Source organism: Nocardioides sp., assembly GCF_016462705.1.
Taxonomy (GTDB): Bacteria; Actinomycetota; Actinomycetes; order Propionibacteriales; family Nocardioidaceae; genus Nocardioides.
This window is the reverse complement of the sequence record NZ_JAEMSS010000147.1, coordinates 1-10,790: the sequence shown is the minus strand read 5'-3', so window position 1 is coordinate 10,790 and position 10,790 is coordinate 1. Positions and strand designations below refer to the sequence as shown.

Genomic DNA, 10,790 nt, shown 5'->3' with positions numbered 1-10,790 from the left:
GCACCGAGCGGGCCACCTGGCGCCGGCTGGCACCGATCGCCCGCAGCAGGGCCATCACGGCCAGCCCGGTCTCCGCGTCGAGCTGCCCGGTGGGCTCGTCGGCGACCAGCAGTCGGGGCGACCCGGCCAGGGCCCGGGCGATGGCCACTCGCTGCTGCTGACCACCGGAGAGCTCCGCGGGCCGTTGCCGGGCGTGGTCGTGCAGGCCCACGAGCTCGAGCAGAAGGTCCACCCTCCGGTCCCGCCCCCCCGTCGGCTCGCGCCGCAGCCGCAGGGGGACCCCGACGTTCTCCGCCGCCGTCAGCGTCGGGATGAGCCCGAACGTCTGGAAGACGTAGGACACGGTGTCGCGGCGCAGCCGGCTCAGGCCGTCGTCGTCGAGGGCGGTGACGTCGGTGCCGTCGACGTGCACGGTCCCGGTGTCGGGCCGGTCCAGCCCGCCGAGGAGGTTGAGCAGCGTCGTCTTGCCCGACCCGGAACGCCCCACCAGCGCGACCATCTCGCCCGGAGCCACCTCGAACGTCGCCTCCCGCAGGGCGTGCACGGTGCCCGGGCCGGTGCCGTAGGTCCGGGTCAGGGCCCGGACCGCCACCATCGCGCCCGCGGCGGTCATCCGTCCTCGTCGCGGTCGGACCGGATCTCGACGTGGTCGTCGGTGAGCGCGAGCCGGACCCGCCTGGTGAGGGCGAGAGCCTCGCGGAACTCCCGCGGCACCTGGACGCGGCCGGCCCGGTCCATGACGGCGTACTCCTCCGCCGTGCCCTCGGCGTGCACGTCACCCGGTCCCACGCCGCTGCGCAGCACCTCGCTGCTGGTCCGCCCGTCGCGGATGGCCACGGTGCGCGCCACCTGGCCGCTGACCGCGGCGTCGTGGGTGACGACCACGACGGTGGCCCCGAGGTCGTGGTTGGCGGTGCGCAGGGCGGCGAACACCTCCTGGGCCGTCTCGCTGTCGAGCTCGCCGGTCGGCTCGTCGGCCAGCAGCACCCGCGGCCGGTTGGCCAGGGCGACGCAGATCGCCACGCGTTGCTGCTCCCCTCCCGACATCTGGTCCGGGCGGCGCCCGGCGCAGTGGGCCACCCCGACGCTCTCGAGGAGCTCCGCGGTGCGGGTCCGCCGCTGGGCCCGCGGGACGCCCGCGATCGCCATCGGCAGGTCCACGACCTGGCTGGCGGTGAGGTACGGCAGCAGGTTGCGGGCGGTCTGCTGCCGGACGAAGCCGACGACGTGCCTGCGGTAGCGCACCCGGTCGGACCGCGACATGTCAGCCAGGTCCTGACCCGCGACCCGGGCCCGGCCGGCGGTGGGCGCGTCGAGGCCGGCGAGCACCTGGAGCAGCGTGGACTTGCCCGACCCGGAGGCTCCGACGAGCGCGACCATCTCGCCCTCGTGGACCAGCAGGTCTAGGCCCTGCAGGGCCTGCACCTCGATGCCCTCGGCCTGGTAGATCCGGACCAGGTTGTCGCACACGACCAGCGCGTCGTGGCCGTACTCGGCCTCGCGCGCCGGAGCGGCGGGAAGCCTCATCCCCGCTTCCGTCACCGACGTCCCCCTCCGCGACCACCCTCGCGAGAGCGTAGCCGCGGGCGGCCCCGCCCTCGGGGATCAGTCGCCGGAGATCAGCGGATCGTGACCTGCCGGTTCGCCAGGCCGGAGCGGGCCGCGCGCTGCTCGGTGGTCAGCGGCGAGTCGTCGGCCAGCGCCTCGGCGAGGGCGGCGGCGAAGTCGGTGGCCGGGTCCTCGAGCGCCTCGGGGCCGGTACCGAGCGGCAGGTCCCAGACCGGGGTGAGCAGGCCGTGGGCCCGGAACATCCCGACCAGCCGGCCCCCCTCGACGAGCTGGTCCCGGCCGGCGGCGTGCAGGCGCGACAGCGCGTCGAGCAGCTGGTCCTCGGGCTCGGGCATCACCCACCGCAGGTGCTCCTTGGTGGAGACGTCGGTCCAGTACGCCGCCTCGACCTGGGTGAGCCGGGAGGTCGGCGAGGCCGCGCCGTTGGCCGCCTCGAGGGCCGACGCGAAGGACCCGTCGTCCTCCACGTCGGCCATCCAGAAGTCGAAGCCCTCGTGCACGGTCACGTCGAGCCGGTCGCCCTCCACGAGGTCCTGGAGACGGGGTCCGTCGCCGGGCGGGTCGGTCAGGCCGACGACGCCTGGCTCGGCCTCGAGGGCCAGGCTCAGCACCGCCCCGAGGTCCCGGGCCGGGTCGCCGAAGTTGTGCTGCACCTGCAGGCCCAGCCAGATGTCGCCGCTGTCGCGCACCATCGCGGGCGCGGCCATGGGCAGCAGCGACGCCAGCAGGACGTTCTTGTCGGTGCCCGTGACCGTCAGCGGTGCCGTGGCGGCAGGCACCAGCTCGCGGAGCGCGATCACGTCGCACTCCGAGGGCAGTCCCTCGAACGGCCGGGCGACGTACGCCGTCGGCGCGCCCGCGCCCGCGCCGTGGCAGGCCTTGTAGCGCTTGCCGGACCCGCACGGGCACGGCTGCCGCGGACCCACGGCGCCCTCCGCGGGCGAGCTGTCCGACGTGCTGCTGTCACGGGCCTTGGTGCGGGACTTCTTCGCCATGGGCCCAGTCTGGAGCTACCGGGCCCGGTCCTCGTCGCCGGGGGCGCCGTCGAGCAGGTGCAGCATGAGTGCCGGCCGGTCGCTGATGACGGCCGTGACCCCGAGGTCGAGGCAGAGCCGCAGGTCCTCCTCGGTGTTGACCGTCCAGACGTGGATGTCGTGGCCGCGGCGGTGGATCCGGCGGGCGAGCTCCGGCTCCTCGCGCAGCAGGTCGATGCCGGGGCCGACCAGCCAGTCCTTGCCGATCATCCGGCGCAGGACCGGCCACATGGCGCTCTTGTCCAGCAGCATCACCAGAGGCACCTCCGGCGCCATCTGGTCGACCCGGCTCAAGGCGGTGAGGCTGAAGCTCATGACCCGCACCGGCGTGCCCTCGCGGTGCCAGCCGAAGTCGCGCAGGGTCTCGACCAGCCGCTTCTCGACCAGCCCGCCGTAGCGGGTCGGGTGCTTGGTCTCGATGGCCAGCTCGACCCGGCGGTGGTAGTCCGCGGCGGTCTCGAGCAGCTTGCGCAGCGTCAGCACCCGGTCGAGCGACTCGTCGCGGATCGGTGCCTCGTCGTCGAGGTCCGCCCACGGGTTCTTCCAGGACGCGACGTCGAGCCGCTCGAGGTCCGCGAGGTCCAGCGTCGAGATGGCGTCCCGGCGGCCGGCGGTACGGCGCAGGTCGCGGTCGTGCACGCACACCAGGTGGCCGTCCGCGGTCAGGCGGACGTCGCACTCGAGGCCCTCGGCGCCGGCGTCGAGCGCGGCCACGTAGGCCCCCAGGGTGTGCTCGGCGTTCTCGTAGCTGGCACCCCGGTGCGCGACCACCTGCGGCCGGACCGGCGCCTCGGCGGTCATGACCAGAATCATGGCCGATCACGGTCGTCCTCGTCGTGGTCGACCACCGTCCGGCGGGTCTCGCTGGGGTCGCATCTGTATGCGCGAAGCACATAGTCTGGGTCCATGGCTGCCTGGCGCTCCCCCGTGCTGGTCCTCGGTGCTGCCCTGGTCCTGTGGGCGTGCAGCGACGCTCCCCCGCCGTCCCCGACGACCGAGCAGGCCGAGCGAGTGCTGGACGACCTCGAGCGCCCGGCCAGTGCGTCGTTCGACCTCGGCAGCTTCGACTTCGGCAAGCCGATCGACGGCGTCGCCTCGGCCGAGGACGGGCTGCTGGCCGGCCGGTCCTGGGACGTCTACTACGTCCTCGACGACGGGGCCGTCGGCGCCTGGGGCGCGGGCCTGGACGTGTTCGGGTCGGAGGACGCCGCGCGGGCCTCTGCTGAGCGACTGGCGGACTACTGGGTCTGCGCCGGTCCTCGTGAGCCGCTCGAGATCGACGTCGACGGCTACGACGTGCTGGACGCGTCGACCTGCCGGCGGCCGACCGAGGAGGGCTACTACGCCACGCTCAGCGCTGCGGACGGCCCGGTCACGGCCAACCTCACCCTGGCCGCACAGGACCCGGAGGTCGCCGCCACCGCCCTGCGCGCGGTCTGGGAGTCCCTGTCCCGCAGCACCCGGCAGGCGGTCGACGCCCTGGACTGAGCCCGGGGCCCGGCCGCGCAGGTCAGGGGCGCTCGCGGGAGTCGGCGCCGGCCGTCGCCGGGCAGCCGCCCGTGGGGTGACCGCAGGCCACCGCGTCGCAGAGCCGGCAGATCGCCCGCGCCTCGGCACGGCTGTCGGCCGCGTCCTCCAGGATCGCCTCGGCCGCCGCCGCCAGCGCCCGGCGTCCGTCGGCGTCCAGCGATGCCAGCACCTCGCGCACGGCGCCGGCCCGGGCGTCGAGCACCCGGGCGGCCGCGGCGCGACCCTGCTTGGTCAGGTGGACCAGCGCCCGGCGCCCGTCGGTCCGGTCCGGGCCGCGCACGGCGAGGCCCTCACGCTCCAGCGCGTCCACCACCCGCACGGCCCGCGAGTGGCTGAGCCGCAGTCCTGCGGCGAGCGCGTCGACGGGCGCGCCGTCCGCCCAGGCCAGCAGCGCCGTCAGCGCCGCCGCCGAAGCGCCGGAGGTGCCGGCCAGCGGCTCGACGGCCTGCCGCATCCGGTCGGCCACCAGCAGCGCCGCCGCACCGATGACGTTCTCGTCGTGACCGAGCGGGGCGACCTGCATGCCCCGAGCATAGGGATGCGCGATCGTCGTCAGGCCTGCTGGCGCAGGTACCTGCCGAAGTGCGGCACCGTGAACGCGATCCGGCCGCGCTCCCCGGAGTAGATCAGGCCCTTCTTGAGCAGGGCGTCCCGCGCCGGCGAGAGGGACTGCGGCTTCTTCCCGAGGTGTGCCGCGACGTCGGCCGTCGCCACCGACCCGACCGGGTCCGTGGCCTCGTCGGGCAGCACGCTCGCCGCGTCCGCCATCGCCCGCAGGTAGTCGCGCTCCCCCGGCGTCGCCCGCTCGTAGCGGCTGCCGAAGAAGCCCACCGCGAGCTCGCGCTCGGCCTCGGGGGCGGCGACGGCGACGTCGGCCGCGGTGATCGGCGACCGCGGGGCCAGGTCCCAGACCGTCTTGCCGTAGGCCTGGACGAAGTACGGGTAGCCCCCGGTCGCGTCGTACAGCGCCGCGAGGGCGTCGTCGTCGTACGTCGCGTCCTCGCTCTGCGCGGGGGCGGTCAGGGCGCGGTCGGCCTCCTCGCGGGTCAGCCGGTCGATGCGCTGGTAGGAGAACAGCCGCTCCGAGTAGGACTTGCTGGCGCTGAGGACCGCCGGCAGGTGCGGGAGCCCGGCGCCGACGACGATCACCGGCAGACCCACCTGACCGATCTCGTGGCACGCGGCGCACAGTGCCGAGACGTCGTCCGGCCCGAGGTCCTGCATCTCGTCGACGAAGACCGCGACGCCCTTGCCGGTGTCGGCGGCCAGGCCACCCAGGTCGGACAGCAGCTCGACCAGGTCGATCTCGATGTCACCGGAGTCGGCCCTCCCACGGACCGCGGGGGCGTCGATGCCCGAGCTCCAGCGGTCCCGGAGCTTGGCGTCGGCGGCGTCGCGCTCGGCGAAGGCCCGGAGCACCCCCAGGAGGTGGTCGGACTCGTCCTGCTGCGGGTGGCCGAGCTCGCGGACGGCCTGGTGCAGCGCGCCGGCCAGCGGCCGGCGGAGCCGCTGGTCGGGCCGAGCCTCGAGCTTGCCGGTCCCCCAGCCCCGGCGCACAGCCTGGCTGCGCAACGCGTTGAGCAGCACGGTCTTGCCGACGCCACGCAGCCCGGTGAGCACCAGGCTCCGCTCGGGCCGGTGGTGGGCGACCCGCTCCAGGACGACGTCGAAGGCGCGCAGCTGCTCGTCGCGGCCGGCCAGCTCGGGCGGGCGCTGGCCCGCTCCCGGGGCGTACGGGTTCCGGATCGGGTCCACGCTCGGACGGTATCGGGGTGTCTAGGCGATTCCTTAGATTTCGGGCGTGGCGCGGCGGACGAGGCGGTGCGTGCGCGCCCGTTTCCGGCGCAGGAACGGGCCCTGGCTCACCGCTCCCCCGGGCCGAGCGTCAGGCGGACCGCGCCGCGCGCGCCCCGGCGTACGCCGACCCGAGACCCGCCGACAGGAAGCCGATCAGGTCGGGCACCTCGTCGATGGCGAGGCGGAACGAGCCGACGCAGACGTTCTCCCGCCACATCGAGAGCACCACCAGGTCGGCCTCGCTGTGCCAGGACACCCGGAGCGCGCGGTCGGCGCCTCGCGCGTCGAGGAAGATCGACGCCGCGGCCGGGAGGGGCGCGGTGTCCGCCATCTGTCCATGATGCTCCTGGACCGGAAATCTGTCACCCGGTCACGGGGGCGGCGCTACATAGACTGGCGGGCGTGCCGGAGCTGCCCGAGGTCGAAGCGCTGGCCCTCGACCTGGAGGGCCGGCTGTCCGGGCACGCGATCCAGACTGTGCACCTGGCGACGTTCAGCGCGCTCAAGACCTTCGACCCGCCGCTGCGGGCGCTGGAGGGCGGGCTGGTCGAGGGGGTGACCCGGCACGGGAAGTTCCTCGACATCAGCGTCGCCGGGCTGCACCTGGTCATGCACCTGGCGCGCGGTGGCTGGGTGCGTTGGAAGGACGAGGTGCCGACGCTCCCGCCCAAGCCGAGCGGCCGCAACCCGCTGGCGGCCCGGGTCGTGCTGGAGGACCAGTCCGGGCTGGACATCACCGAGGCCGGCACCAAGAAGCGGCTCGCGATCTACGTCGTCCGCGACCCGCAGGACGTGCCGGGGATCGCCAGCCTGGGTCCGGACCCACTGACCGACGACTTCACCCTCGAGCGCCTGCGCGACATCCTCACGGCCGAGGGCCGCAAGCAGCTCAAGGGGGTGCTCCGCCACCAGGGCACGATCGCCGGCATCGGCAACGCCTACTCCGACGAGATCCTGCACGCGGCCCGGATGTCGCCGTTCAAGCCGGCCTCCACCCTCGTCGAGGGCGACGACGACAGCGAGCTCGTGGTCCTGTACGACGCCATCCGGGTCACGCTCGGCGACGCGGTCGAGCGCTCCCGCGGCCTGGCTGCGAGCGAGCTCAAGGGCGAGAAGAAGTCCCACCTCGCCGTGCACGGCCGCACCGGTGAGACCTGCCCGGTGTGCGGCGACGTCGTCCGCGAGGTGTCCTTCGCCGACTCGAGCCTCCAGTACTGCGCGACCTGCCAGACCGGCGGCAAGCCGCTCGCGGACCGGCGGACCAGCAAGTTCCTGAAGTAGGGGTCGCGGTCGCGTCGGCCCCAGGGCCTCGATCCAGGGCTCGGGTCAGCACCGCCCCTGTCGGAGCAGGTCCACGACGGCGTCCGTGGCGCGTCCGACACCGTCCTCACCCCGCACGAGTGAGGCGAGCCGGGACGCCCTGTTCGACATGGACTCGTCCAGCATGCCGACGATGACCTCTGCCAGCGACGCCGCGTCCAGCTTGCCGGGCGGGAGCGGTGGCATGCCCACACCGAGCTCGGCCAGCCGACGTCCCCAGTAGGGCTGGTCACCGAGCCGCGGGACGGCGGTCGACGGCACCCCGGCGCGGATGGCTTGCGCGGTCGTGCCCGCACCCCCGTGGTGAACCACGGCGCTCATCCGCGGGAAGAGCCACGCGTGGTCGACGTCTCCGACGAGGCAGACGCGACCGTCCGGCGTGACGCGGGCGTCGCCGGGCCGCGCCACGACGCCGTGAACACCCGCGCGGACGATCGCCTCGCACGCGACCTGGACCGCCGCCTCGGCATCGAGTCCTCCGAGCATGCTCCCGAAGCCGACGTAGACGGGCCTCGGCGCGGAGGACAGGAAGTCGCCGAGAACGGCGGGCGGTGTGCTGGGTGTCCGCTCGTCCCCCCACCAGTAGCCCGTGACCACGGTGCTGTCCGGCCACTCCGGGTCCACCGGCACGACGTGCCGGCTGAAGCCGTAGACGACAGGGGTCTCCATCCACCTCGCGACGTGGTGGCGGGTGCGCCAGCGTGGCAGGGCCAGGCTGCTGCGGAGGCTGTTGACCGGCTCGGCGCCCGCCCAGTGGACCGCGCGCAGGCCCAGGCGACCCACCGCCAGATCGAGTGCCTTGGTCCCGGTGTGGAAGGGCGCCGCGCTCGCCTCGGCGAGGGACGTCGGCGTGATCGGGGCGAGGAGCAGCTGCAGGTGCGGGACCTGCCGGGCCTCCGCGAGGGCCGCGCCGATGCCGAAGGTCAGGACGTTGCTGGCGACGGCCTCGTCCGGCCGGTGCTCGGCGAGGGTCGCCTCCGCGACGCGGGGCCCGAACTCGTTGAACATGCTCCGCAGCAGCGCGAGGGCCACCCGTGGGCTGCGGTGGCTGCCCTCGACCCAGCGCCGCCCGACGTCGCTGCCGAGCATCTCGGTGGTCGACACGCCGAGGTCGACACTCGCCAGCCCGCGGGCCTCGACGGCGCCGACGAAATCGCTGGGGACGGCGAGCCGGACGGCGACGCCGCGGTGTCTCACGCCGGCGGCGAGCTCGAGCGTGGGGTCGACGTCACCACGAGTGCCGAAGGCGATCATGAGGAGGGAGCGACCAGGGTGGTCGACCATGCGCAGTGACTCCTGCTCCTGCGGTCCCGTTCGCCCCGGCGCGGTCAGCGACTCCGGCGCAGGGCCAGCACGCCGGACGCGAAGAGGGCCAAGCCGGACGCGAGCGTGACCCAGACCCCGAGCCCGGTGGACACCGCGTCCCCACCACCTGCTCCGATGAGCGCGTCCGCGGCGTCCTGGGTCCGTCCGACCTTGGCGTTCCCCGCCACCGCCAGCAGCACCACGACGGCGGCGCTCAGCAGGGTTGCGATGGCCACGAATCGGGCCTTGACAGCCGCGACCACTCCGGCGACGCCCACGATGAGTGACGCGAGAACCACAGGTCCGAAGAAGTCCTCACCGAAACCGTTCATCGCCTCGGACGAGTCGCCGGCCGTGAGGTCGCCGTCGATAGCGGCCCACGGCAGCAGCAGTCCGATCACGCCCACGGACGCCGCCCCCACCGCTGCCGCGATGGGGAACGGGACACGCACGGGACCGGTGCTGCTGGTGGACGCTGCGCCGTCGAAGGTGCTGGTCATGGGGCTCTCCTCCTGGAGGGTCGGGATCAGGTGGCCCCAGGATCGTCGGCCTGCGGGCCACCGTCGTCCCGTCGGAGGGTTGGATAACCGACGGTTGTCCTCCTATGCAGGAAGCGACTCGCGCGTGGCCTCCGTGCTCATCGGCGGCCACGCCGGGCACCATCCCCATCGCGGATGCTCAGCCGACGGGAAGCCCATCGTCAGGCTCGCTGCCTACGTTGCCGCGGTCCCGACCACGACGAGACGGTGCGATGAACCTCAACGACCTGAAGACCTGCCTGCTGCTCGCGGAGGAGCAACACTTCGGGCGGGCCGCCTCCCGCGCCCACCTCACCCAGCCCGCGGTGTCACAGGCGCTCAAGCGTCTCGAGCGCGAGTACGGCGTGCAGCTGTTCGACCGCAGCAGCAGAGGCGTACGGCCGACGCCGGCCGGAGCGGCGATGATGCCCCACATCCGTGCCCTGGTCGAGCGCGCCCAGACCCTGCAGAACCTCGCCCGCGAACGCTCGGGCGCGAACGCGACCAGCGTGACGGTGGGCTTCCCGGCCGTGCTGCGCCCCGTGATGCGGCGGATGAGCAGCCGACTGGTGACCCTGGGTGCGGACCTGTGCGTGGTTCCTCGGCTGGGCCCGGCTGCCGAGCACCGCGTGGGTCTGCTCGAAGGGAGCCTCGACGTCGCGCTCCTTCCCGAGGCGCTGATCCCCGCGGGTCATGCGTCCGTCGCGCTGCCCCCGGTCCGCCTGAGCGTCCTGACGACGTTGAGGACCACCTCCGCGGTCGGTCTGGGAGGTCTGCTCGTCCCCGACGTCCGCGACGCCGCCGTCGTGCGTCCGCCCGACCCGAGCGACCTGCGCAGGGCGGGGCATGCCGGTCGAGGCACCACTCCGGTTCGTCGCCCACCTCGAGGACCTGGTCGACCAGGTCCTGGCCGGCCACGGCGGGGCCCTGGTGGACGCGACGCACCTCGACGACTCCGTGCGGCCGCTCCTTCGGACCGTGTCGCTGCCCAGGTCCGCCGCGACCGCCACGTACCACGCGGTCGCCCGCAACAGGGACGCTCCCGGCATCCGCATCCTCCTCGGCACCGCGGCCGACCTCGCCCGGGCCGACCCGTCCTCGCCTCGTAGGCTGGCCGGGTGACCGGCATCCCCACCGTCTCGATCGACGGCGTCCCCGACCCGCTGCCCGAGGGGCTCGCGGTCCTCGACGTCCGCGAGCCCGTGGAGTGGGCGCACGGCCACATCGAGGGCTCGCAGCACATCCCGATGAACGAGCTCCCCGAGCGTCTCGGCGAGGTGCCCAACGCCCAGGTCCTCGTCGTGTGCAAGGTCGGCGGCCGGTCCGCGCAGGTCACCGGGTGGCTGGTCCAGCAGGGCCGCGACGCCGTCAACCTCGACGGCGGGCTGCTCGACTGGCAGGCAGCAGGCCGGGACCTGGTGAGCGAGACCGGTCAGCCGCCGCTGGTGTTCTGACGCCCCGAGCCGGCAGACCACGCGGCCTCCGGCACGGACATCGCCACCGCGAGCCGGTCCAGGTAGTCGTCCCGGGAGATCTCGACGGCACCCAGGGTCGCCAGGTGCGGCGTCACCCACTGCACGTCGAGCAGCCGGTCCTCGGCATGGGCGTCGGACAGCAGGTCGACGAGCCCGACCAGGGCGACCTTCGAGGCGTCCCGCTCCCGGTGGAACATCGACTCCCCGGCGAACAGGCCCCCGATCCCGACCCCGTAGAGGCC

General features: G+C 74.1%; 14 protein-coding genes and 2 pseudogenes. 5 read left to right on the top strand and 11 right to left on the bottom strand.

Annotated features, from left to right (window positions below):
• The 4 genes from JHD21_RS16610 to JHD21_RS16595 form a co-directional block, all read right to left on the bottom strand.
• Nucleotides 1-613, bottom strand: a 613-nt coding sequence (locus JHD21_RS16610; protein WP_292677450.1) for an ABC transporter ATP-binding protein, incomplete at its 3' end; no start/stop codon positions are given.
• Nucleotides 610-1,527 (bottom strand): ATP-binding cassette domain-containing protein, encoded by a 918-nt coding sequence (locus JHD21_RS16605; RefSeq protein ID WP_292677448.1) that lies wholly within the window; start codon nucleotides 1,525-1,527, stop codon nucleotides 610-612. The genes JHD21_RS16610 and JHD21_RS16605, both read right to left, overlap by 4 nt.
• A gap of 92 nt (nucleotides 1,528-1,619) precedes the next feature.
• Nucleotides 1,620-2,564 carry a DUF5926 family protein gene (locus tag JHD21_RS16600; protein WP_292677446.1) on the bottom strand — a complete coding sequence of 315 codons (945 nt, stop codon included), beginning with the start codon at nucleotides 2,562-2,564 and terminating at the stop codon, nucleotides 1,620-1,622.
• Nucleotides 2,565-2,579: 15 nt separating this feature from the next.
• Nucleotides 2,580-3,404, bottom strand: coding sequence for a glycerophosphodiester phosphodiesterase family protein (locus JHD21_RS16595; RefSeq protein WP_292677444.1), 825 nt, complete (start codon nucleotides 3,402-3,404; stop codon nucleotides 2,580-2,582).
• 105 nt (nucleotides 3,405-3,509) lie between these two features.
• Here JHD21_RS16595 and JHD21_RS16590 point away from each other — a divergent pair, with 105 nt between their 5' ends.
• On the top strand, nucleotides 3,510-4,091 hold the full coding sequence (locus JHD21_RS16590) for a hypothetical protein (RefSeq protein WP_292677442.1): 582 nt from the start codon (nucleotides 3,510-3,512) through the stop codon (nucleotides 4,089-4,091).
• Nucleotides 4,092-4,113: 22 nt separating this feature from the next.
• On the opposite strand, the gene JHD21_RS16585 is transcribed toward JHD21_RS16590, so the two are convergent.
• From JHD21_RS16585 to JHD21_RS16575, 3 genes are all read right to left on the bottom strand, one after another.
• Nucleotides 4,114-4,656 (bottom strand): MarR family transcriptional regulator, encoded by a 543-nt coding sequence (locus JHD21_RS16585; RefSeq protein ID WP_292677440.1) that lies wholly within the window; start codon nucleotides 4,654-4,656, stop codon nucleotides 4,114-4,116.
• Nucleotides 4,657-4,685: 29 nt separating this feature from the next.
• Nucleotides 4,686-5,888: an ATP-binding protein gene (locus JHD21_RS16580; RefSeq protein ID WP_292677438.1), complete on the bottom strand. Its 1,203-nt coding sequence runs from the start codon at nucleotides 5,886-5,888 to the stop codon at nucleotides 4,686-4,688.
• A gap of 130 nt (nucleotides 5,889-6,018) precedes the next feature.
• Nucleotides 6,019-6,261, bottom strand: a complete 243-nt coding sequence (locus tag JHD21_RS16575) for a hypothetical protein (RefSeq protein WP_292677436.1) — start codon at nucleotides 6,259-6,261, stop codon at nucleotides 6,019-6,021.
• A 71-nt stretch (nucleotides 6,262-6,332) separates the two neighbouring features.
• On the opposite strand from JHD21_RS16575, the gene JHD21_RS16570 reads away from it, so the two are divergent.
• Complete coding sequence (locus tag JHD21_RS16570; RefSeq protein WP_292677434.1) at nucleotides 6,333-7,211, top strand: DNA-formamidopyrimidine glycosylase family protein; 879 nt, start codon at nucleotides 6,333-6,335, stop codon at nucleotides 7,209-7,211.
• 45 nt (nucleotides 7,212-7,256) lie between these two features.
• On the opposite strand, the gene JHD21_RS16565 is transcribed toward JHD21_RS16570, so the two are convergent.
• Nucleotides 7,257-8,534: a glycosyltransferase gene (locus tag JHD21_RS16565; RefSeq protein WP_292677432.1), complete on the bottom strand. Its 1,278-nt coding sequence runs from the start codon at nucleotides 8,532-8,534 to the stop codon at nucleotides 7,257-7,259.
• Nucleotides 8,535-8,578: 44 nt separating this feature from the next.
• A complete protein-coding gene (locus JHD21_RS16560) occupies nucleotides 8,579-9,055 on the bottom strand; it encodes a hypothetical protein (protein ID WP_292677430.1) in 477 nt (158 codons plus the stop codon).
• 104 nt (nucleotides 9,056-9,159) lie between these two features.
• On the opposite strand from JHD21_RS16560, the pseudogene JHD21_RS21920 reads away from it, so the two are divergent.
• Nucleotides 9,160-9,429 (top strand): annotated as a pseudogene (locus tag JHD21_RS21920) (LysR family transcriptional regulator); the annotation flags it as partial.
• On the opposite strand, the gene JHD21_RS16555 reads toward JHD21_RS21920, so the two are convergent.
• On the bottom strand, nucleotides 9,403-9,768 hold the full coding sequence (locus tag JHD21_RS16555) for a hypothetical protein (RefSeq protein ID WP_292677429.1): 366 nt from the start codon (nucleotides 9,766-9,768) through the stop codon (nucleotides 9,403-9,405). The pseudogene JHD21_RS21920 and the gene JHD21_RS16555 sit on opposite strands and share 27 nt — an antisense overlap.
• Nucleotides 9,769-9,919: 151 nt before the next feature.
• Here JHD21_RS16555 and JHD21_RS16550 point away from each other — a divergent pair, with 151 nt between their 5' ends.
• A complete protein-coding gene (locus JHD21_RS16550; RefSeq protein ID WP_292677426.1) occupies nucleotides 9,920-10,195 on the top strand; it encodes a hypothetical protein in 276 nt (91 codons plus the stop codon).
• Nucleotides 10,192-10,527: a rhodanese-like domain-containing protein gene (locus JHD21_RS16545; protein ID WP_292677424.1), complete on the top strand. Its 336-nt coding sequence runs from the start codon at nucleotides 10,192-10,194 to the stop codon at nucleotides 10,525-10,527. Before JHD21_RS16550 ends, JHD21_RS16545 begins: the two co-directional genes overlap by 4 nt.
• Here JHD21_RS16545 and JHD21_RS16540 read toward each other — a convergent pair.
• A pseudogene (locus JHD21_RS16540) lies at nucleotides 10,506-10,790 on the bottom strand (hypothetical protein); the annotation flags it as partial. The gene JHD21_RS16545 and the pseudogene JHD21_RS16540 sit on opposite strands and share 22 nt — an antisense overlap.